The sequence below is a fragment of the Acinetobacter lwoffii genome, from assembly GCF_024129855.1.
Lineage (GTDB): Bacteria > Pseudomonadota > Gammaproteobacteria > Pseudomonadales > Moraxellaceae > Acinetobacter > Acinetobacter lwoffii_L.
In genome coordinates this window covers 1-22916 of record NZ_JAMXXC010000030.1, presented here as the reverse complement: position 1 = coordinate 22916, position 22916 = coordinate 1, and the positions used below count along the sequence as shown (strand labels likewise).

The 22916-nt window shown below is 42.5% G+C and carries 15 protein-coding genes and 9 pseudogenes; 15 read left to right on the top strand and 9 right to left on the bottom strand.

Annotated features, from left to right (window positions below):
• Positions 1 to 61 precede the first annotated feature (61 nt).
• The 3 genes and pseudogenes from NI465_RS14790 to NI465_RS14780 all read right to left on the bottom strand — a co-directional run.
• Positions 62 to 2218, bottom strand: coding sequence for a TonB-dependent siderophore receptor (locus tag NI465_RS14790; RefSeq protein WP_253145825.1), 2157 nt, complete (start codon positions 2216 to 2218; stop codon positions 62 to 64).
• A gap of 306 nt (positions 2219 to 2524) precedes the next feature.
• Positions 2525 to 2935 (bottom strand): annotated as a pseudogene (locus NI465_RS14785) (transposase); the annotation flags it as partial.
• Positions 2925 to 3455, bottom strand: a pseudogene (locus NI465_RS14780) (TolC family protein); the annotation flags it as partial. The pseudogenes NI465_RS14780 and NI465_RS14785, both read right to left, overlap by 11 nt.
• On the opposite strand from NI465_RS14780, the pseudogene NI465_RS14775 reads away from it, so the two are divergent.
• The 7 genes and pseudogenes from NI465_RS14775 to bioD form a co-directional block, all read left to right on the top strand.
• Positions 3444 to 4052 (top strand): annotated as a pseudogene (locus NI465_RS14775) (IS982 family transposase); the annotation flags it as partial. The pseudogenes NI465_RS14780 and NI465_RS14775 sit on opposite strands and share 12 nt — an antisense overlap.
• A 148-nt stretch (positions 4053 to 4200) precedes the next feature.
• On the top strand, positions 4201 to 5190 hold the full coding sequence (gene bioB, locus NI465_RS14770) for a biotin synthase BioB (protein WP_253145824.1): 990 nt from the start codon (positions 4201 to 4203) through the stop codon (positions 5188 to 5190).
• 66 nt (positions 5191 to 5256) lie between these two features.
• The gene (locus NI465_RS14765; protein WP_253145823.1) at positions 5257 to 5967 is read left to right on the top strand and encodes an alpha/beta hydrolase family protein; all 711 of its coding nucleotides are present in this window, start codon (positions 5257 to 5259) and stop codon (positions 5965 to 5967) included.
• An 88-nt stretch (positions 5968 to 6055) separates the two neighbouring features.
• A complete protein-coding gene (bioA, locus tag NI465_RS14760) occupies positions 6056 to 7336 on the top strand; it encodes an adenosylmethionine--8-amino-7-oxononanoate transaminase (protein WP_253145822.1) in 1281 nt (426 codons plus the stop codon).
• Positions 7333 to 8502, top strand: coding sequence for an 8-amino-7-oxononanoate synthase (locus tag NI465_RS14755; protein ID WP_253145820.1), 1170 nt, complete (start codon positions 7333 to 7335; stop codon positions 8500 to 8502). The genes bioA and NI465_RS14755 overlap by 4 nt, the downstream gene beginning before the upstream one ends.
• Positions 8469 to 9254 carry a malonyl-ACP O-methyltransferase BioC gene (gene bioC, locus NI465_RS14750; RefSeq protein ID WP_253145818.1) on the top strand — a complete coding sequence of 262 codons (786 nt, stop codon included), beginning with the start codon at positions 8469 to 8471 and terminating at the stop codon, positions 9252 to 9254. The genes NI465_RS14755 and bioC overlap by 34 nt, the downstream gene beginning before the upstream one ends.
• Positions 9251 to 9916: a dethiobiotin synthase gene (bioD, locus tag NI465_RS14745; protein ID WP_253145816.1), complete on the top strand. Its 666-nt coding sequence runs from the start codon at positions 9251 to 9253 to the stop codon at positions 9914 to 9916. The genes bioC and bioD overlap by 4 nt, the downstream gene beginning before the upstream one ends.
• A 421-nt stretch (positions 9917 to 10337) precedes the next feature.
• Here the strand turns inward: bioD and NI465_RS14740 are convergent, their stop codons facing one another.
• Both NI465_RS14740 and NI465_RS14735 read right to left on the bottom strand, forming a co-directional pair.
• Positions 10338 to 10679, bottom strand: a complete 342-nt coding sequence (locus NI465_RS14740; protein ID WP_253145814.1) for a histidine kinase dimerization/phospho-acceptor domain-containing protein — start codon at positions 10677 to 10679, stop codon at positions 10338 to 10340.
• Between the two features lie 189 nt (positions 10680 to 10868).
• Complete coding sequence (locus NI465_RS14735) at positions 10869 to 11102, bottom strand: hypothetical protein (RefSeq protein ID WP_228738685.1); 234 nt, start codon at positions 11100 to 11102, stop codon at positions 10869 to 10871.
• Positions 11103 to 11390: 288 nt separating this feature from the next.
• On the opposite strand from NI465_RS14735, the gene NI465_RS14725 reads away from it, so the two are divergent.
• The 4 genes from NI465_RS14725 to lldD all read left to right on the top strand — a co-directional run bounded on the left by NI465_RS14725 (position 11391) and on the right by lldD (position 15342).
• Entirely contained in the window at positions 11391 to 11543 is a 153-nt protein-coding gene (locus NI465_RS14725) for a hypothetical protein (RefSeq protein ID WP_373886141.1), read from the top strand.
• 224 nt (positions 11544 to 11767) lie between these two features.
• Positions 11768 to 13432 carry an L-lactate permease gene (lldP, locus tag NI465_RS14720; RefSeq protein ID WP_004282148.1) on the top strand — a complete coding sequence of 555 codons (1665 nt, stop codon included), beginning with the start codon at positions 11768 to 11770 and terminating at the stop codon, positions 13430 to 13432.
• A 17-nt stretch (positions 13433 to 13449) separates the two neighbouring features.
• Complete coding sequence (gene lldR, locus NI465_RS14715; RefSeq protein ID WP_004282146.1) at positions 13450 to 14193, top strand: transcriptional regulator LldR; 744 nt, start codon at positions 13450 to 13452, stop codon at positions 14191 to 14193.
• A 3-nt stretch (positions 14194 to 14196) separates the two neighbouring features.
• Positions 14197 to 15342, top strand: a complete 1146-nt coding sequence (gene lldD, locus NI465_RS14710; protein ID WP_004282143.1) for an FMN-dependent L-lactate dehydrogenase LldD — start codon at positions 14197 to 14199, stop codon at positions 15340 to 15342.
• A 353-nt stretch (positions 15343 to 15695) separates the two neighbouring features.
• Here the strand turns inward: lldD and NI465_RS14705 are convergent.
• Positions 15696 to 15845, bottom strand: a pseudogene (locus tag NI465_RS14705) (VF530 family DNA-binding protein); the annotation flags it as partial.
• A 328-nt stretch (positions 15846 to 16173) separates the two neighbouring features.
• Here NI465_RS14705 and fruB point away from each other — a divergent pair.
• The 4 genes and pseudogenes from fruB to NI465_RS14690 form a co-directional block, all read left to right on the top strand.
• Positions 16174 to 17302: pseudogene (gene fruB / locus NI465_RS16880) on the top strand (fused PTS fructose transporter subunit IIA/HPr protein); the annotation flags it as partial.
• A gap of 86 nt (positions 17303 to 17388) precedes the next feature.
• Positions 17389 to 19038: pseudogene (gene ptsP, locus NI465_RS16875) on the top strand (phosphoenolpyruvate--protein phosphotransferase); the annotation flags it as partial.
• 7 nt (positions 19039 to 19045) lie between these two features.
• Complete coding sequence (gene pfkB, locus NI465_RS14695; protein WP_004647820.1) at positions 19046 to 19978, top strand: 1-phosphofructokinase; 933 nt, start codon at positions 19046 to 19048, stop codon at positions 19976 to 19978.
• A gap of 4 nt (positions 19979 to 19982) precedes the next feature.
• Positions 19983 to 21665 carry a fructose-specific PTS transporter subunit EIIC gene (locus tag NI465_RS14690; protein ID WP_004647821.1) on the top strand — a complete coding sequence of 561 codons (1683 nt, stop codon included), beginning with the start codon at positions 19983 to 19985 and terminating at the stop codon, positions 21663 to 21665.
• Between the two features lie 29 nt (positions 21666 to 21694).
• Here the strand turns inward: NI465_RS14690 and NI465_RS14685 are convergent.
• From NI465_RS14685 to NI465_RS14675, 3 pseudogenes are all read right to left on the bottom strand, one after another.
• Positions 21695 to 22062 (bottom strand): annotated as a pseudogene (locus NI465_RS14685) (HipA domain-containing protein); the annotation flags it as partial.
• Positions 22063 to 22093: 31 nt separating this feature from the next.
• Positions 22094 to 22546 (bottom strand): annotated as a pseudogene (locus NI465_RS14680) (IS66 family transposase); the annotation flags it as partial.
• Positions 22547 to 22591: 45 nt separating this feature from the next.
• Positions 22592 to 22916: pseudogene (locus NI465_RS14675) on the bottom strand (IS6-like element IS1008 family transposase); the annotation flags it as partial.

The window sequence follows — 22916 nt, the reverse complement described above, 5'->3', positions numbered from 1 at the left end:
TGTTTTTGTGTATGTAGTGATGATTTAGCCCTGAACATGTCGTCAAGGCTAAGTTTGAAAATCAGTATTTAAATTTCACAGCAACGCTGTAATTTGCTGGTGCACCATAAAAACCTTGCTGATTCGGGAAATTGAACAGATATTTTTCATTGGTCAGGTTATTACCATTGGCTTGCAAGGTCATATGCTCATTCAGCTCATAGCTGGCCATTAAGTTCACGAGCGCATAAGCATCCTGCTCAATGATTCCAGCTTTCTGGGTAATCACTCCATTGGCGGTTGCTTCAGGCACATCTAGATAGGTCTGATCTTGCCACTGCACACCAAGGCCCAGTTTCAGTTTTGGAAGTTGCGGCACCTGATAGGTAGTTAAAAGATTAAAAGACTGGGTTGGATTGAAGGTACGCGCATCACCGCCATTGATCAGATCTTTCAGGCTAAACTGGGTATAACCAAAGCTTAAGTTAAAATGGTCGGTCAGTTGTCCCGCCAAGCCAAACTCGTAGCCTTGGGAACGCAGGTCACTGACCTGAGTTGTGCGTAAAGTCGGAATACCATCAGAATCACGAAGCGGATAATTACTTTGCTCCGTTCTGAACACAGCCATGGTGGCGGTAAGCTTGTCATCTAGCCAAGAACCTTTGACTCCGACTTCATAGCTTTCACCTTCGATCGGCTTGTTAATGCTGCCATCATCTGCTTTGGTGGTTTGCGGACGGAAAATCGAGGTATAACTCAGGTAACCTGTATATTCAGGGCTAAAGTTATAGGTCAAACCGGCATAGGGTAAAACTTTATCTTCATCATAAATGGTGTCGGTCCCATAACTGCTACCACTGCTTTCAGCCTGAACATAGTTCGCACCTAAAAGCAGTTTCAGATCATCATTCAGATGCAGTCGGGTCGCAGCATAAAGGCTCTGGTTCTTCTGCCGGATATGCATTTCCCCACTGGTTTTCGATAGATCCCAGCTTGGTTCTTCTGGTGTAAAGCTGGCTAAATCTGTGGTCAGCGGATTGACAAAGCTGCCAGCATAACCCAATTCATCCAGACGATTTTTGGCCCAGACATAGCCCAATGAGGCTTCATGGCGTTGTCCCCAAAGCGGATAGGTGCCGCTAAAACTCAGGCTGGCTTGTTGTTCTTTATTGTCATCAATATACATGCCTGGGTAGAGGAAGATACCTGAAGTGCCATTTGCGCCAGGTTTTCCAGACAGAAACAAGAGTTTTGAATCACGTTGTGTGCGTTTTTCATCATAAGTCAGTTTGGCTGTCCAGTCGCCTGCCAGTTTTTGTTCAAGCTCGGCAAAGTAACTTTTAATATTGCTATCCCAATAGGTCCAGCTTGGGCTGTAATTATAATTCCGTGAGTAACTGAGCTGCTCGCCTTCGGTATTGATCAGTGGATTAGAACCCCAATTCACACCATTCGGCTTATGATTGCTTTCAGTATAGCCTGCGGTCAATAGGGTTGTGTCAGTTACATCTGCCTCCACAACAGCACCTATGCCGTTTTTTTCCAGTTCATAACGATCCAGATAACTGTCACCATTCTGTTGATAGCCAAATACACGGCCTCTGATTTTTCCATCCTGGGTGAGAGGAGAGGATATATCTGCTTCATAGCGCTGCGTATTCCATGAACCGTAACTGGCATTCAAGGCTGCCTGAAGTTCCTGAGTAGGGCGTTTGCGAATCATGTTAATGGTTGCACCAGGATCGCCAATTCCATTATTTAAGGCATTTGCGCCTTTCACCACTTCGATACGGTCAAACAAAAAACTGTCCGGATTATCATTATTATAATTATAGCCTTCGAGTGGAATACCAACGCCATCCACTAAAACATTCGAAATCTCGAAACCTCGGGCAAGGTAGGAGCTCCGTTCCGTTTCCTGATTGTTGACAATAATGCCAGGGGCATTACGCAGTACTTCCCGGGTATTATCTAAGGCAAAGTCATCCAGTTGCTGGCGAGTGATGACATTGACTGTTTGCGGCGTTTCCTTGAGTGGAATATTCAGTTTTGAGGCGGTTGACGAATTTTGGATGATATAAGCCTTACTCTGTTCGGAGCTGAGCTCACTCTGTTCTGATTCCGCTGTAACTGTAATCGTCGGTAATTGCTGAGTATCATCGGCAAAACTTTGCTGGGACACTAAAATTGCAAGACTAAGAAGAGAAAGCTTAAATGATGGAGGAACGGTATAAAACATTTTAGTTAATGTAAATGATAATAATTATCAGTAATATTATTGTTTAATATCTCTTAAAGCAATCTCAATATAATAGGAAATCCAAATGAAAAATGAGTTAATGATAGGTAAATCTACAAATAAAAGTTTAATGTAAGGAGTAGGGAACAATAAAATATCACTGTTAAAAAAAGATGTTATTACCTTACTTTTGTGCTCCTGAACCAATTTGTTTATATACTGCACTATAAATTTTCAAATCCTCAATCTGGAGTGACTTTGTTGCATAAAGGCTTCAGAGATAGATCTTTTCTAAGTTACTCGAATTCAAGTGACAACTTGGGTATGAGGTCGACCTAATTCCGTTAATTTATCGCCTAATAATTTAATGCAATACATTTTGGTTTTGACCAAACTTCGCCGATGATAGCCTGACCATTTCTTCCATAGTGTCCTGCCTAAACATTTAACGGTTCGAAGTAATTCATTTCGCTCTTGCGAATGAACTTTTGTAGTTTTCTAAGGCTTTGCATTTTTTCTGGAGGGAACTACCGCATATGCTTACCGGTCTGCAATGACTTGACGGCATTGCTTGGTGTTATAAGCCTCGTCTGTATAAACTGAATCAATCTGTTCATCCAACGGAATTTGATCAAGTAACTCCCCAAGGATTCGTGAATCACTCACATTATTCGTTGTGAGCTGAACTGCTCGTATTTGAAGAGTTTTAGCATCTATAGTGGGTATTGGTATGTTGAATGTAGTTCGGAAATTCTGTAATCGAGCCATGGCTTTGTAATAGGGTGGCCAGTGACATCACATATTTGTAGGCATTCAAGGCAGTTTCAGCTCGTAGTCCGCTCAGCATATTTTGTGCATCGATGACCTGTGTGGCGGTGCCCATATCTTCTTTAAAAGACAATTCTTGGATGCGTAAATTTTCCTGTGCGGCTTTCAAGTTTTGTGCCAGAAGTGCATCACTTTGCTGTGCACTGAGTGCTTCGCTATAAGATTTATAAATCAGATTTTCAATTTCTTGCTGGGTGCGTGCAGTGAGTAATTCTGTAGCAGAGCGTTTGAGTTCGGCAGCCTGAATATTCTTGTTTTTATCGATCCCGGAAAACAGGTTATAGCGTGCGGCAACTCCGACAATCCAGTTTTCATTTTGATCCAGACTATATTCGCCAAAAGCAAAAACATTCGGTTTTTTTGCCGCTTGCTGGGCTTTCACATTGGCTTGAGCCAATTGGGTATGCATGAATTAGCTCTACATGCTTTACATGTGGCACTGATGAAAGGCCAAGGTACACAATATTTATGGATTGATTCAACAACTCTGCCAATTTGTAAAAATCAACGTATTTAGCGTCATAAATCATTAATCCAAATTGCATCACATAGTAGAAGCTCAATGGGCTGGTTTTATGGCTGTAAATTACGTATTGCGATGAATCAATTTGGTGAAATTGCCTGTTCTGCTTTATCGAATGGACATGTTGCTAATATAAAAATGGTTGAGCAATTGGTTGCTGGTATAGAAGCAAAACTTTACGGGGATCGAGGTTACATCAGCCAAGAATTAAAAATTAGATTGAAAGATCAAGGTATTGATTTAATTACTTATCATCGGAAGAATATGCAGGCTATTCAACTCTGTGCATCAGATAAATATCACTTAAGACAACGCAATAAAATAGAAATATTATTCGGCTTATTGAAGGGGCAATACAATTTAGTGACGAGTAAAGCACGTAGTCTTCATGGATTTCTGCGTGGAATTTACGCCTCACTATGTGCATATCAATTAACCCATCGAAATAAGCCAACAATTCAAATTAAGGAATCATCGGCTTAAGCAGGATTCGGGTTAAATAAGCTTTCAAAAATAGCTTGATACACTAAAGCTATTTTAAGCAGGCAATGAATATGAAAGAAAACGTTAAAGAAAAATAAAAAAAACAGCGTATGATTTACTCAATGGAATTTTAGATGATGCAGACAAGATGATCCGTAATGATTGGTCACGTGCCGAAATACAAGAAATTTATGACTTGCCTTTAATGGATTTACTGTTTCAGGCACAGCAAATTCATCGCCAAAACTTTGAACCGAATACTGTTCAGGTCAGTACTCTGCTTTCAATTAAAACGGGCCGTTGTCCGGAAGATTGTAAATACTGTTCGCAATCTGCACATTACGATACTGATCTGGAAATTGAAAAACGCGTAGAAGTACAAAAGGCGATTGCTGAAGCCAAACAGGCCAAAGCTTTCGGTTCGACCCGTTTCTGCATGGGCGCAGCATGGCGTAATCCGCATGAACGCGATATGCCGTATGTGCTGGAACTGGTGCAGGAAGTCAAGAAACTGGGCATGGAAACCTGTATGACTCTAGGAATGCTGAATGCCTCACAAGCGGAACGTCTGAAAGATGCAGGGCTAGATTATTATAACCACAACCTTGATACCTCACGTGAATATTATGCCAATGTCATCAGTACACGTAGCTTTGATGACCGCTTAAATACGCTTGATCATGTACGTGATGCCGGAATTAATGTCTGTAGTGGCGGTATTGTCGGCTTGGGCGAAGGCGTACAAGACCGGGTCGGTTTGTTGTTTGAACTAGCGACTATGCCGATTCACCCGGGTTCGGTGCCCATAAATATGTTGGTTCCTATTGAAGGCACACCACTGGCCGATGTTGAAAAACTGGATGTGATTGACTGGATTCGTACTATTGCGGTAGCACGGATTATTATGCCGAAGAGTTATATCCGCTTGTCGGCAGGTCGTGAATCTCTCTCTGACTCTGATCAGGCACTGGCATTTATGGCTGGAGCTAACTCATTATTTTCAGGTGATAAATTGCTTACTGCCCCGAACAGTGGTGAAGGTAAAGACAAAGCCTTGTTTGCTAAATTAGGCTTAAAAGCTGAAGCTGCCAAGAAAACAGCTAAAGAATTGGCTGTAGATGCGATGCAACCTGCTTAATTAATCGTGTAACAAACAGGGATCATTTCAACTTGAATTGGTCCCTTTTTTATTGGAACAGACAAAATGAAGATACTGATGATTACGGGTTGGGGGCTAGGAACAGCGGTCTTAACCCCGTTTGTAGAACAGTTGCGGCAGCAGCATCAAGTTAAAGTATGGGATATTTTCGATCCTAACGTAGAAAGTCTTTTGGCCGAAAAAGTCAGGCAGGCGAGTTCGTTTGATGTCTTGATGGGGTGGTCTTTGGGTGGACAGTTGGCACTTTTGCTGGCTAATGAAATCCAGCAACAATTGAAAATTGCCAAGCCAGTGATTTGCTGTATGTCAAATCCCTGTTTCGTGGCCAACGAAGCATGGCCACAGGCAATGCCAGTTGAACAATATACACAATTTAAATCCTCCATACTGGCTGATCCAAAACGCGGGATGCAGCGCTTCTGTACCTTGGTCACTTTAGCTGGCGCAGCAGCGCGTGAACGTGCAAAATTATTGCACCAACAGTTAAATATTATTGATTTAAACTATCAGGTTAAGCATCTTTATCTATTGCAGCAATTAAATCTAGTGGATATCTTAAAAAATCATTCAGTCAAGATGCTATTTATATTTTCCGAGAATGATATGTTGGTTCCTTACAAAGTTAGTCAAGAATCTGTGTTTTTAACAACCCAAAATCTGAATTTGGTAAAAATACAGGGCACGCACGATGCCATCCTTTTTGATGCCAAGTTACTCGTTGAGCCAATTTTAAAATTTTTAGCCGATCTGGCTTAAGCAAAAAGAGATTGGTAGCTCTTGACGTTTCATTTTCAGATTTAACGCGCTAAGATCAGTTTTAGTTTTAATAATTGGGGTAAATTCTGTGCAGGACGCTTTTGATCAACAGCATATTTGGCATCCTTATACCTCCATGACACAACCCTTGCCATGTTACAAAGTTAAAGCTGCAAATGGTGCAGTCATTGAACTTGAAGATGGTACCCAGCTGATTGATGGCATGTCGTCCTGGTGGTGCACAATTCACGGTTATAATCATTCTGAACTCAATCAGGCCGTAACAAAACAATTAGAGTCGATGTCACATATCATGTTTGGTGGTTTGACTCATCAGCCTGCGATTGATGTGTCTAAACTGCTACTTGAGATCACGGCGCCTGAACTGGATAAAATTTTCTTTGCCGATTCCGGCTCGGTCGCGGTTGAGGTGGCGTTGAAAATGGCTGTGCAATATTGGAATGCACGTCAGCAACCACAAAAAACTAACTTTGTTACCACACGCTCTGGCTATCATGGCGACACCTGGAATGCCATGTCGGTTTGTGATCCTGTAACTGGTATGCATCAAATTTTTGGTTCGAGTTTGCCGAACCGTTTATTTGTTCCGGCACCTCAAAGCCGTTTTGATGGGGCATGGCAACCCGAAGATATACAGCCACTTGAGCACCTGCTGGTACAGCAGCATCAACAGATTGCTGCCATGATCATTGAGCCGATTGTGCAAGGTGCAGGCGGGATGCGTTTCTATCATCCAGAATATTTAAAGCAAGCTAAGTTGTTGTGTGAAAAGTACGATGTACTGCTGATTTTAGATGAAATTGCCACCGGTTTTGGCCGCACTGGAAAACTATTTGCTTATGAACACGCTCAGGTCACACCAGACATTATGTGTATCGGTAAGGCATTGACTGGTGGTTATATGACCTTGTCAGCGACCTTAACCACTCGCCATGTAGCAGAGACGATTTCAAGTGGTGAAGCGGGTGTGTTCATGCATGGCCCAACTTTTATGGCTAATCCGTTGGCCTGTGCGGTCGCATTAAAAAGTACCCAGCTGTTACTGGCTCAAGACTGGCAGACGCGTATTCAACAGATTGAAAGGACACTAGAACAATATTTACTGGATTTAAAATCCTTGGCACAAGTCAAAGATGTGCGTGTCCTCGGCGCAATTGGCGTAGTTGAGCTACATCAAACTATTGATTTGGCGCGTTTTCAGGCTGAATGTGTATGCCGTGGCGTCTGGATTCGTCCTTTTGGCCGTCTGGTCTATGTCATGCCGCCATATGTAATTTCAACACAGCAACTTGAAACTTTATTAAAGCATATGCGGGAGATGATTCAGCAGATAGAGGCAGTAGCATGAACCATCTTGAGCATTTCCAGCAGCAGCTAGATGACTTGAAACAGCAAGGGCAATATCGCCAGTTTAAGTCCAATATTTCTAGCCAGCCACGATTGCAACTCAATGGCCAAGAGATGCTGAATCTGGCATCCAATGACTATTTAGGTCTGGCATCCAACTTAACGCTACGTGAAGAATTTTTTGACCTCACGCCGATGTCTGAGCGATATATGAGTTCAAGCTCTTCACGTTTACTGACAGGAAACTTTCCCAATTTTGAACAACTTGAAGCACAGATGTCACAGGCTTTTGGACGTTCAGTACTGCTGTTTAATAGTGGTTATCACATGAATATCGGGATTCTTCCTGCGCTCAGTAATGCTAAAACCATGATCATTGCTGACAAACTGGTACATGCCAGTATTATCGACGGGATTCGTTTATCTAAAGCTGGCTATGTGCGTTACCGCCATAATGACCTGCAGCATTTGACTCAGTTTTTAGAAAAATATCAGTCAGATGAATCTATCCAGCGCATCATTGTGGTAACTGAATCAATTTTCAGTATGGATGGGGATGAAACAGATTTAACTGCTTTGGTGGCATTAAAACAGCAGTTTGCAAAAGTCATGCTTTATGTCGATGAGGCACATGCAATTGGTGTGCGCGGTGAACGTGGATTGGGCTGCGCAGAACAGTATCAAGTATTGGATCAAATTGATTTCCTAGTCGGTACCTTTGGCAAGGCTTTGGCTTCAGTTGGTGGTTATCTGGTCTGTGCACCAGTGATTCGTGACTATCTGATCAATAGCATGCGACCTTTAATTTTTAGTACCGCCCAGCCGCCACTATGTATGGCCTGGACTAGATTTATTTTTCAGAAGGTAGAGCAGCTTCAGGCAGAACGAGTACATTTGGCAGCATTGGCTGTACGCTGTCAGCAGGGCATTCAAGACTTGGGATATCACTGTCCGTCAACCTCGCAAATTGTGCCGGTACTGATTGGTGAGGCAAAACGCACCATTCAGGCGACTGAAATTATGCAACAGCAGGGGTTTTATGTGCTGCCAGTACGTCCGCCAACGGTTCCTGCCAACACCTCCAGACTCAGAATTTCCCTGAACCAGAACATTTCTGCGGATGAGCTGGACGCATGTCTGCAGGTGCTGAGGAGTTTGCCGCGATGAACAGCAAACAGATTGCCCAGCGTTTTGCTCAGGCAAATCTCAGTTATGAACAGCATGCGCTGGTACAAAGTACCGTAGCTGCAGAGTTGATGCATTTCATGCAGCAGCATGTGGCACAACCACATTTGCAACGGGTATTGGAAATTGGCTGCGGTTCAGGATTGTTTACCCGGCTTTTTATGCAGCATTATAGCTTTGATCATTTATTTTTAAATGACCTATATGTCGAAGTGAAGCAGCACTTCCCGGAATCTAATCGGCTTTTGTGGGGGATTGGTAATATTGAAACCTTGCCACTGCCGCAGTCTCTGGACATGGTGCTGTCGTGTTCTGCATTGCAATGGATCTCGGATTTAAAAGCATTGTTGCTCAACATTGCGCAGGCCTTAAATCCCTCTGGGCATCTGTGTTTTGCCAGTTATACGGACAATAATTTAAAGGAAATTAAGGCACTGACCGGACAAGGCTTGGATTATCTGCCTTTAGCGGAGGTCTGTGAACTGCTTGAATCCTTAGGCTTTGACATTCTGCTGCAGACAGAAGAACAGATGACCTTGCATTTTGAGCATCCGAAACAGGTGTTACAGCATATCAAAGCCACTGGTGTACAGGCGACGGCACAGGGGTTTCGGTGGACAAAATCGTCCTTACAGGATTTTTATACCGGCTATCGACAATTCCAAGATCCTGAAAGCAAACAGTATGCACTGACCTATTATCCGGTTTATGTCATTGCACGGAAGACAGCATGAGCGCACAGATTTATTTTGTCAGCGGCATTGATACCGCAATTGGTAAAACCTTTACTACTGGTTTTCTGGCCAAAAATTGGAATGAGCAGGGCATTCGTACCATAACCCAAAAGCTGATTCAGACCGGAAATGTCGATATATCAGAAGATATCGAACAGCATCGTGCAATTATGGGTTGTGGATTGTTACCGGAAGACCAGCAAAAACTGACCATGCCGGAAATTTTTACGTATCCGGCTTCACCGCATCTTGCTGCGCGGCTGGATGGGCGAGCCATTAACTTTGAACAGATTCATCAGGCTACCGAACAGCTGGCTGTGGCCTACGACTGTATTTTGCTGGAAGGTGCCGGTGGTCTGATGGTGCCCTTAACCGAAGAGTTCCTGACTATTGATTATATTCAGACACATAATTATCCGGTGATTCTCGTCACTTCAGGGCGTTTAGGCAGTATTAATCATACCTTGCTGAGTCTTGAGTTGTTAAAACTCCGCGGGGTTCAATTATATGCCATTGCTTTTAATCATGCAGATAACTCCAAAGATCCCTTGATCGCTGAAGATACCATTGCTTATTTAAAACAGTATTTGCAGCGTGATTTTGCTGATACGACATGGGTTGATATTCCAGCTTTAAATTTAGCCCTGTCTTCTCATAAGTAAGTGATCCGCTTGCAGCGAGGCTGATGTGAATGCTTAAATATTGAGGTTGCGCCACTGTAAATTGAATCTGATAGCCATATTTGTTTAACACCATTTTCATCAAATATAAGTCTAGCCCATGCCCATTTTGCTAGGGAGATTTATGCCAGAAACGCTGTCCCAAGTATGCATATCTTCAACCTTTGATTATCATTATGAATGATCAGCACACATGCAGCATAGCAATTGAAATGGTGTTTGCCTGTGCCTGCAATAGAGCATTGTTAAGTAGGTTTTTAAAGACGGTATCTAGTTCAAAATCGGGTAGGGCAATTCGGGTCAGGCTCGGTCAGTCAATTGTTAAACTGGGTTCAATTTCCGGATAAAGCGACTGTAAATCGGCAATCACCTGAGTCAGGAGCCGTGCAATTTCAATACTGTACTAGATATCACTCAGTACTTGATCGGTAGAGGAAAGTGCTAGAAGCTGTTCCAGTAGCTGGGTACATCGGCGGATACCAAGGTGTACCTGCTGCAAGCTCTGTTGCAATTTGGGCGAGCTTGCCTGTTGTTCTGCCATCAGTTGTGCAAGCTGAATATGAGTTTTGATCGCGGTTAAAGGACTACGCAATTCATGGGCGGCGTATGAACTAAATACTTTTTCATTTTCCGGATTTTGATTCAGTTTATGTATTAAGTGCTTAGAGTTTTGGGCAAAGGACTGTACCTTGGAAGGCATTACTTTGGCATCTAAGGTTTTTAAATAGTGAGTAGCATCATTCACTGATAAATTTGGCTGACTTAAAAGGTTGAAACTTCATCTAAGGCTTTAAGCTCTCGACGAATAATCAAAACGATTAAGTCTATACATAGCAATAAAGACAAAATTATTGGTATTAATACCGATTATAAAATCTTTTTGAGCAATTATCCACGTAGGAACATCCGCTCTGCTGCCACCACTTGAATATCCTCACGACGTAACACATAACTGAGCCTCACCTTGTTGCTTTGTACTAAAGCCAACTACTTGGTGGCTTAAATCTTTCGGTGCACCTCGGGTTTTTGCTACCACATGCTGAACGACACTGACGTCAGAGTCAAATAAAGACACTTTATAGGCAATCAACTGCTCTTGATTGGTGGAATGAAGTTGTTGGGCTAGTACATTTTCATCCAAGTTTTGCATCGGCAGTTGTTGAGTCAATCGAGCGACCATTGGATGGCTGAATCAAACCAAATTGATATATTTCCTTGACTGAGCAAGGCTTTATTGTAGGTAGATCAACTGGTTGTACGATAGATCTTGGGTGCAGACCTCTTCATTTAGAAATTATATTCCCCAAGAAGCTTTCAGTGGTAGGTTTGTGCAACAAAGCCTCTTGCAAATAAAGGCTATCAAGGGATTTATACATTGTATCCAAATAGTTTATGGCCATTAAAAGCAAAAAAGCACTAAAAACCAGATCTCGAGCTAAAACTTTATAACCAAGAAATCAATAAAAGAAGAATTGGGATTGAACAGGTATTTGGAACTTTGAAAACCTTCAAAATCCTTGCCGAGCGATATCGCAACCCTGGCAAAAGACTAGGATTAAGATTTAATTTAATTGTGGGAATCCATAATTTTGAGCTGAGTAAAAAGTGAATTATGAAAGAAATCTAATATATAAAATTTTAAGAGATTATAAAAATTGGTCATACCAAAAAATAAATTAAATCTTTTATATTGTGTTTTTGGGCTAATATTACTAATATCGCCAATACAAAATGCACATTTTATCTCTTAAACACTAAATTGGTCATACCAATTTAGTGTTTAAGTACAATAAACTGTTCAATCTAGTAGTTAAGCATTTCAAGGAGTAGACAATGCTTCAACAGTGGCAACAAATTTATGATCCTATAGGCAATATCTGGATTTCGAGTGCTATTGCGCTAGTTCCAATTATTTTCTTTTTTTTAGCGTTAGCTATTTTTCGCATGAAGGGTAGTGTAGCCGCTACAATTACCGTTTTTTTAGCCTTTCTGGTCTCATTATTTTTATACAAAATGCCAATTGGAATGGCATTAGCATCAATGGTCTATGGATTCTTCTACGGCCTGTGGCCAATTGCATGGATTATTATCGGTGCAGTTTTTATATATAAGATTTCAGTAAAAACAGGACAGTTTGATGTTATTCGTTCGTCTATTCTGTCAATTACAGAAGATCAACGTCTGCAAATGCTATTAGTTGGGTTTGCTTTTGGTACGTTTTTAGAAGGTGCGGCAGGTTTTGGTGCGCCCGTCGCAATTACTGCGGCACTGTTGGTGGGACTCGGCTTTAAGCCTTTATATGCGGCTGGGCTATGCCTGATAGTTAATACTGCACCTGTTGCTTTTGGTGCAATGGGAATTCCGATCATTGTCGCTGGGCAGGTTTCAGGTGTTGACACCATGGAAATCAGTCAAATGGTTGGTCGTCAGTTACCCTTTATGGTGCCAATTGTATTGATCTGGATCATGGCAATCATGGATGGTTGGCGTGGGGTTAAAGAAACTTGGCCTGCTATTTTAGTTGCCAGCTTATCTTTTTCTTTAGCGCAATATCTAACATCAAATTTTGTTGGGCCTGAGTTACCCGATATCACTGCTGCAATTGCATCATTAATCAGTTTAACTATCTTGCTTAAGTATTGGAAACCAAAACATATTTTTCTTTTTGAGGACAAAAATATACAGGTAGATGAAACTATTATCAAGCAAGCTCGTAAACAATATAGTGTGGCACAGATAGCCAAAGCCTGGTCTCCATTTCTGATACTTACAGCAATGGTGACGATCTGGAGCATCAAACCTTTTAAAGATTTATTTGTTAAGGACGGCCCATTAAGTGATTTAGTAGTTTCAATTAAAGTGCCGTATTTGCATCAATTGATTCAAAAGCTACCACCTGTCGTGCCTGAAATTAAAGATTATGATGCGATTTATAAGTTTGATTGGTTATCAGCAACGGGTACAGCGATTATATTGGCGGCATTGATCACGATTATTTATTTAAACATGAAACCTAAAGAGGCAGTTTCGACATTCTTTGAAACCGTGAATGAACTAAAAACCCCAATTTATTCGATTGGTATGGTACTGGCTTTTGCGTTCATTGCAAACTATTCAGGTCTGTCAGCGACGCTTGCTTTAGCACTGGCACATACGGGTCAGGCTTTCACGTTCTTTTCACCATTCTTGGGTTGGGTTGGAGTGTTTCTTACAGGTTCAGATACTTCAGCTAACGCATTGTTTTCAGCGTTACAAGCAACTACAGCACAGCAAATCGGTGTGCCTGAAGTCTTGTTAGTTGCTGCCAATACCAGTGGTGGAGTAACAGGTAAGATGATTTCCCCTCAATCAATCGCGATTGCTTGTGCAGCAGTGGGTTTAGTTGGTAAAGAATCTGATTTATTTAGATTTACAGTAAAACACAGCATTATCTTTACGGTGATGATTGGTATTATTGTGACCTTACAAGCTTATGTTTTCCCGTGGATGATTCCGTAAACGGGTCAAGGAAAAAAATGAAAGTCTCCGACAAAGTGGTACAGCGTTTACGTCTATTGATTGAAAAAAATAATGTGCAAGTCGGAGAGCGATTGCCTGCTGAACGCCAACTCTGTGAACAGTTAGGTGTGTCTCGTAGCTCTTTACGTGAGGCGATTCAACAACTGATTACCGCAGGGATTATTCAGAGCAAAGCGGGTGCAGGCACCTATTTAAAGCAGTTGCCTGCACATTGGTCACAGTATCAAATCGTTGAGCCATTATCCGGTTTGATGGATCAGGATCCTGAATATCGTTTTGATGTACAAGAAGCTCGTATGGTGCTTGAAGGTGGTACAGCATGGTATGCCGCACAACGTGCCACACCCAGTGATTTGATCAATATTCGTCAATGTTTTGAGCAGATTAGCCATTTTCAGGCTTTAGGTGATGATGCCCACGCAGCAATAGCGGATGCGAATTTTCATCTGGCGATTGCAGAAGCATCCCACAATCTAGTGCTGATCCAAATGATGCGTAGTTTGTTTGATTTATTGCAAGACAACGTGATGTTAGGGCGACGTAAAGTTTACACCACACCACAACATTTTGAACAATTGCATGACCAGCATTTTGAGGTGATGGACGCAATTGAACGTCAAGACTCAGAGACTGCACGTAAGGCAGCTTGTGGGCATATTGAATTTGTTGTTCAACGCGTACGTATGATCGATGAAGAAGAAGCTCGTCGTCAACGTTCGAGTCGATTAAATAGGACATAAGTTATGATTATTTCTTCTGCAAATGACTATCGTGAAGCTGCGAAACGTCGTTTACCGCCATTTTTATTTGAATACATCGATGGTGGTGCCTATGCGGAATATACTTTAAAGCGTAATGTAGACGATTTATCAAAAATCGCTTTACGTCAACGTGTGTTAAATGACATGTCTGAGCTGAGCTTAGAAACGCAATTGTTTGGTGAAAATTTGGCGTTGCCAGTGGCATTGTCACCTGTAGGTCTAACGGGTATGTATGCGCGTCGTGGTGAAGTTCAAGCCGCGGTTGCCGCAGATAAAAAGGGCATTCCATTTACCTTATCAACAGTTTCAGTTTGTCCAATTGAAGAAGTGGCACCTGCGATTCAACGTCCGATGTGGTTTCAACTGTATGTACTACGTGACCGTGGTTTTATGAAAAATGCCTTGGAACGTGCTAAAGCCGCAGGCTGTTCTACCTTAGTATTCACAGTCGATATGCCTGTTCCAGGTGCGCGTTATCGTGATGCACATTCAGGAATGAGTGGTAAAAATGCTGCAATACGTCGTTATATGCAATCGTGTATGCACCCACACTGGGCTTGGAATGTCGGTTTATTGGGTCGTCCGCATGATTTGGGTAACATTTCGAAATATTTAGGTAAGCCGACAGGTCTGGAAGATTATATCGGTTGGCTGGGAAATAACTTTGACCCTTCAATTTCTTGGAAAGATCTTGAGTGGATTCGTGATTATTGGGAGGGTCCCATGGTTATTAAGGGGATTTTAGATCCTGAGGATGCCAAGGATGCGGTACGTTTCGGAGCAGATGGAATTGTGGTCTCCAATCACGGTGGTCGTCAGCTTGATGGTGTTTTGTCTTCTGCTCGTGCGCTTCCTTCAATTGCAAGTGCGGTCAAAGGTGACATCAAAATTTTAGCAGATTCAGGGATTCGTAACGGTCTTGATGTGGTACGTATGTTGGCTATGGGTGCAGATATTTGTATGCTTGGTCGTGCATTTGTATACGCACTTGGTGCTGCCGGCGGTTCTGGGGTAAGTAATTTACTAGATTTGATTGAGAAAGAAATGCGTGTGGCAATGACATTGACTGGTGCAAGAACCATTGCAGATATTACATCGGATTGCCTGGTCAAACTAGAGAAAGAGTAAGCGATTTAATTACTCACATTACTAAGGCTTTGCCAACTTTCCTTTGGAAAAAGAGATTCTTATCTAAATAATTTGGGTAAACAAAGCTTCCTTTTGAAAAAAACCAACCTTGGTAAGAGTCACCAACATAAAATACACTAAATAACATAATTGGTATGTTAGTAAACTCTATATATAACAGTTATATAGAGTTTTTATTTTGTGTGGTGTAATTTAATGTAGGGTGGGGTAATTTGATTTTTGGTCACTAATTTATTGTGATAATCAACAATAATAACCAACATACACATGCTTAATCTAAAGGTATTTTACTGACTGGTATAATTTTATGATGAGAGGGGTGTTGCCTGGGGCTACGGTTTCTGTTTTGCTTTTTGACGTAACACGTACAAATATAAGCTTTCTACTTTTTCACGTGCCTAGGGTGTGGTACGCAAGAATCGCAATGATGATTTAACACTTGGATCTATGCAAAAACATCTAACTTCAATTTTACGACTTAAACTGAACCGTACCGGGTTTGTCGGAGACCAAACTTTCTGAGATGAGACGCATTGCTTCGCAAGACGTAGCGAAGCGTAGTGATCCGATGAAAAACCTAAATATACCCCTGAAATCAGAGATAGAGCGGTTCAATTAGAACTAAACCCAACTATCGCAACACTGGGCTTTGGAGAATCTCGTCGTTTCTTAATTGCGTCGTAATAATGATTATCAAGATAAAATCAAAATATACAGATTTTTGTGTAAATCCTGAGTAGAATTCGACTTTTATTTTTTCTCCAGTAAAAAGGCATAGCTTTTCACTATGCTATTTTGCAAGGACGCTTTATGCTCGCGCTAGATATACAACATATTCGAATGAAACAACACGCCACTGATAAAGCACAAGCGTTGCAATGTCTAGTCGATATCTTGGTCGAAGACCAATTGGTTACACCTGATTATATTCATGGGTTGACCGGGCGCGAACAACAAAGTGCAACGTATTTAGGACAAGGAATTGCCATTCCGCATGGGACGCCTCAGTCTCGCCAATCTATTTTAAAAACTGGGATTCGTCTGGCGCACTTTCCTGAAGGAGTTGTTTGGGACGGTGAAAATAAAATTTATTTAGCAGTGGTGATTGCTGCGAAATCAGATGAGCATTTGCAAGTCTTACAAATTTTGACGCGGGCTTTAATTAACGATGTCGCTGATCAAGTGAAACAGGCTCAATCTGCAGAGCAAATTATTGCATTATTACAAGCCCAACCCGCATCTTTGGCATTGCATGAAAATTTAATCGCCACCCAAGTTCCCGCACTTGATGTAGAAGATTTAATTTGGCAGGCAACACAGTTGCTGAAACAGCAAAAAATGGTGGAGTGTGGTTTTCTGTCGGGTTTAAACCTAAACAGCATGATTCATTTAGGGGAGGGAGTGTGGTCGATCACTTCTAACCAGCATGTTTTGAGCCCAGCTGTAAGTTTGGTAAAAGCGGAACAGGTTTTAAGCCATCAGCAGGAAATGCTCAAGACTTTGGTGTGTATTGCCAGTAATGAGCAACTGGATATGCAACGGTTTCAACGGTTAATGGATATTTTGTTTGATACTGAACAAGTTCATACCCTCAACCAAGAGCAAGATAGTCACCAATTGGCGCAGTTAATTGGTGCTGAACTGATTCCTGATTGGCCATCTCGTCGTATTGTCTTAGCTAACGCTCATGGTCTACATGCGCGTCCCGCGACACACTTGGTCAATATGACTAAGAAATTTGCAGGGGATATTCTCGTTGCTGTAGATGAGGGGGCTTACGTTTCGGCAAAAAGTTTAACCAAATTATTAGCCATGGGATGTCGTCGTGGTCAAACTCTGACTTTTATTGCACAACCTGATACTGATGCTGTAGCAGGCTTAGAACAGATTATTGATGCAGTTCAACAGGGCTTAGGAGAAGAGGTTGAAGCTGTTGATCTTGTATCTCATCAGCACAGCAGTAGTGACCCAGTCGTAAATACTTTAAAATTAATGCCTTTTGAATCACATGGCGATACGGGTAGCTGCGGTATTGCGGCATCAACTGGCCTTGCTTTTGGTCCTGCACATGTGGTGAAGCCACATGAATTTAGTTATGAACGTCGCGGACAGAGTTTTAAAGCTGAGAATGAAAAGCTTGAAATTGCGCTTCATCAGGTGAAAAATAGCTTACGTCAATTCATTGCACATACTGAATCTACTGCCATTAAGCAGATCTTCATGGCACATTTGGAAATGCTGGATGATCCAGACCTCCTCCAAAGTGTACAACGCGGTTTAAAACAGGGGTTGTCTGCTGCTGCAGCTTGGCATGATCATATTGAAATGGCTGCTACCGCACAGGCTGCACTTAGCGATCGTTTACTGGCAGAGCGTGCGGCTGATTTAAGGGATATTGGTGAGCGAGTTTTGGCTGTTTTGTGCGGTGTGGCCGATGTCACAGAACCCGAGCAACCTTATATCTTAATTATGCATGATGTTGGCCCGAGTGATGTAGCGCGTCTGAATAAAGATCGTGTTGCAGGCATTTTGACCGCGGTTGGTGGAGCGAGTGCCCATAGTGCTATTGTGGCACGTGCTCTGGCTATTCCAGCAGTCGTAGGTGCGGGTGTAGCTGTTTTAAATATTGAGAACCATGCCACAGTACTAATTAATGGGGATACTGGTGAGTATGTGGTCTCACCCGAGCAAAGTCAGATTGATCATGCCATTGCAGAGCGCCAACGCCAGCGTGAGTTGCGAGAACAAGCGGAACAGCATTGTTTAGAACCTGCCATCACACTGGATCAACATCAAGTTGAAATCGCAGCCAATATTGGCAAAGTGGGCGCTACGATACAGGCTGTGGCCGATGGGGCAGAAGCAATTGGTTTGCTACGCACAGAATTGGTCTTTATGTCACACAGCAGTGCGCCTGATGAGGCTACACAAGAAGCCGATTATCGGGTGGTGTTAGATGCTTTGGCGGGTCGTCCATTGGTGGTACGTACACTTGATGTGGGCGGGGACAAACCTTTGCCGTATTTGCCTATTGAAAAGGAAGAAAATCCATTCTTGGGCTTACGTGGTATTCGTCTGACTTTACGTAAGCCAGAGTTGCTACGTCAACAATTGGTTGCTTTACTTAAAGCAGCGGATAATCGCCCATTAAGAATTATGTTTCCTATGATTGGGCGGGTTGAAGAATGGCGAGCAGCAAAAGCAATTTTGGATGAGGTTCGCATACAGCATCCATGTGAAAACTTACAAGTCGGTATTATGATTGAGGTTCCTGCGGCAGCATTGTTGGCTCCAATTCTTGCTCAAGAAGTTGATTTTTTTAGTATTGGAACCAATGACTTGACTCAATATACTCTGGCGATTGACCGTGGTCATCCACTATTGTCTGCCGAAGCTGATGGCTTACATCCGAGTATTTTGCTATTGATTGATCAAACTGTTCGGGCAGCACATCAGCATGGTAAATGGGTGGGCATTTGTGGTGAATTGGCTGCTGATCCAAAAGCTGTGCCTGTATTGATAGGCTTGGGCGTGGATGAGTTGAGTATGTCGAGTACCAGTATTCCATTGGTGAAGGCGCAAATTCGTGGTTTGAACTATATAAATTGCCAACAGGTCGCACAGCAAGCCTTAAGTTGTGACAGTGCGTCTGCCGTACGTGCATTGGTGGAGTAATTACCGAATGGCTAAGATATTAAGCATTACTCTGAATCCTGCAATTGACCTCACCGTGCAATTGGATCAACTAAAAGTTGGCGAGGTCAATCGTCAGTTAACAGCCCAAAGCCATGCAGCAGGTAAGGGCTTAAACGTGGCACAGGTCCTTAAGGATTTGGGACATGAACTGATTGTGAGTGGCTTTTTGGGGCAAGAAAACCGTCAAATTTTTGACCATCATATCCAGCAAGAGCAATTTGATAACCAATTTATTTATGTTGCAGGTCAAACACGACAAAACATTAAAGTTGCAGAAGCTTCTGGTCAGATGACTGACATCAATGGCAAGGGCTTTTTTGTAGATACCTCAGCAAAACAACAACTATGTGAACGTCTATCTCAACTGATTTTAGAGGTTGATGTGATTGTGATTGCTGGCAGTTTGCCACAAGGTTTTTCTGCAGAAGAGCTTTCGACACTGATTCTATGGTTACAGTCTGCGGGTAAAAAAGTCGCAGTAGATACCAGTGGTGTTGCGTTGAAAGCAGCAATTGCTGCCCATCCTTGGTTGATTAAGCCTAATACAGATGAGTTGACAGAAACCTACCATTTGCCAGCAGAAACGTTTGCAGAACAGCAGCATCTTTTTGCCAGTTTAAATAGTCAGATCGAACATATTGTGGTCTCGATGGGTGAAAACGGGGTGAACTGGCTTCACCGCACGCAAACCCTGCATGCTACTGCACCGAAGGTCACCGTCCAAAGTACGGTGGGTGCGGGAGATTCCTTGCTGGCAGGTATGATTCATGGCTTGTTGAGTTCAACTTCCCCAGAAGAAACATTGAAAACAGCAACCGCAATTGCGAGCAATGCTGTGACCCAAATTGGGTTTGCCCTTCCAGACTTTGCTGTTATTGAAGATTTGAAATCGCAAATCTCAGTCCAATCATTGAGTTAATACGATGCAAGAGATAAAACATATTTTATTTGTGCCACATAGTCCCGAGCAGCCGATTAATGCAGTGATTTTGGCCAAAAAACTGTCCAAAGCAGCAACAGCACTTGGTATTTCCAATGATGTGGCGACATCAGTTGAGCATCTCGATTTATCAAATGTTATTGATACGGTTGTTTTTGTTGGACAGAAGTCGGCAGATGCGACTCAACTGCGTGACAAGGTTGTGAAAGTCATTGGTTTGAATAACGCGCAACACGATGCGATCATGCTTTTGCAACAAGTTCTTGAGCATTCAGATGCTTTAGATGAAACTATTGCAGCCAATGTAGGGGTTACACGCTTTGTCGCCATTACAGCATGTCCAACTGGTGTTGCGCATACGTTTATGGCGGCCGAAGCCTTACAACAAGGTGCAGTAAAGCACGGTTATCAGATTGATGTTGAAACCCAAGGATCGGTTGGGGCTAAAAATGTTTTATCGGCAGAAAGTATTGCCAAAGCAGATGTGGTGATCTTAGCAACGGATATTGAGGTCAATACAGATCGCTTTGTAGGCAAACGCGTATATCGCTGCAGTACAGGATTTGCCCTTAAGCAAACGGATAAGACTTTTGCAAACGCAATTGCTGAAGCCAAAGTGCTTGAAACGGGTAAGCAAACAGCCACTAAGACAGAAAATGAAAACAAAGAAAAAACTGGAATTTATAAACACCTTTTAACAGGGGTGTCTTTCATGCTGCCGATGGTGGTGGCGGGCGGTTTGATCATTGCCATCTCGTTTATGTTTGGCCTCAATCCTGTTGAAGGAAGCTTTGCCGCATCCTTAAAGCAAATAGGTGCTGCAGCATTTACTCTTATGGTACCTATGCTGGCAGGTTACATTGCTTATTCTATTGCGGATCGTCCGGGTTTAACTCCAGGTTTGATTGGCGGTTTACTTGCAACACAATTAGAGGCAGGCTTTCTCGGTGGATTAGTTGCAGGTTTTATTGCAGGTTATATTGCGTTATTTTTATCAAAACAGCTTAAACTCCCAAGTAGCCTAGAAGCATTAAAACCAATTTTGATTATTCCACTATTGGCCAGTTTAGCTGTTGGTTTAATCATGATTTATGTGGTTGGACAGCCTGTTGCACAATTGTTTGAATTACTCACACACTTCCTTGCCAATATGGGGACGACCAATGCCATGATCATGGGGATTATCCTTGGGAGTATGATGTGTATTGATGTTGGGGGGCCAATAAATAAAGCGGCTTATGCCTTTACGGTGGGCTTACTTACGTCACAAACATACGGACCGATGGCGATTACCATGGCTGCGGGTATGGTACCGCCATTGGGTATGGCAATTGCAACTTTTCTGGCAAAGCATAAATTTGCCAAACCTGAGCAAGATGCAGGGAAGGCTGCTGTAGTTCTGGGCCTATGTTTCATCTCGGAAGGGGCTATTCCGTTTGCTGCCAAAGACCCGATTCGAGTGCTTCCATGCGCGATCGCAGGTGGTGCTGTAACTGGGGCTTTGGTTGCATTATTTAAATGTGAACTAGTCACTCCTCATGGCGGTGTAATGGTACTGATCATTCCGAATGCGATGAATTATCCATTAAAATATTTATTGGCGATTGCGATTGGAAGTGTGGTGACTGGTGTAGCTTATGCCGTGATAAAACAACGGTTAGAATAAGCCCTTCATAGAAGCTTTGTGAAAGCTATTTAGTGCAATAAATGAATATTTGCTCAATCCTATTTTGGACCAGTTGGAGAGTCTCTGCTTGAATTTGTCCAGGTAATAGGTCATGAGCGATATTGCTGAATCGGATTGCAACCTTACAAATCGAGCCAATAATTTCATCGACTTCTTGGACACAAAGTTCCGCTTCCTGAGTACCAAGTTTCACAAGAGCTTGTCGAGGAATATCCGGTGCCTCACCCATGATATCCATTTGATGATATCCCCCTGGTCCTTCACAGAAAGTAACATCATAGGCAGGGGCGAGTTTCCATTGCCCATTTTGGGACATCAGAAATGAAAAGTTTTTGCAATGATCATCTCGATTATTGAATACTACATTGAAAACAGCGTAAGCGTCCGCTGAACCCCATCGCTATTTTTTAATTTGAGTTGGGTTTCCAGCGGTGTGGCAGTAATTCTTCAATCTGGGTCACTTTATGTGTCGGCAACCTTTTCAGCACATCACTTAAATAGGCATACGGATCTAGCCCATTCAGCTTTGCTGACTGAATCAGGGTCATGACATTCGCAGCTCGCTGACCACTGCGTAGCGAGCCAGCAAACAACCAGTCCTTGCGTCCCAATGCCCAGGGACGCATTTGATTTTCGACCCAATTGTTGCAAATCGGTAGATTGCCATCATCCAAATAGCGACTTAAAGCTGGCCAACGCTTCAGAGTGTAATTGATCGCCTTGGCGATTGGAGAACTCGACGGCACCGTCAGATAATGTTGGTTGAGCCATTCATATAGTTGTTGCATCACCGATTGGCTATGTTGTTGCCGGTATTCGCAACGGTGTTGCGCTGTACCATCGGTCTTTTTCCGGCACTGTTGCAAATAGAGATTTGAGTCGATGAAGTTCCCTTTAAAAAGTGCTTAGAGACCGAAAACCCTGTTGATTAGACACACTTCACCCTGAGGCTGACCATAATAAAATGACGATGCTTGTCCTTTACGTAGTGCACGCATGACTTCAATACCTTTAATTGTAGCATAAGCCGTCTTCATAGATTTGAATCCTAATGTGGCCCTGATGATCCGCTTTAACTTACCATGATCACATTCAATGACATTATTTTTATACTTAATCTGCCTGTGTTCAAGGTCTGGTGGACATTTTCCTTCTCGCTTTAATCGTGATAAAGCATGGCCATAGGTCGCTGCTTTATCTGTATTGATGACCCGTGGAATTTGCCATTTT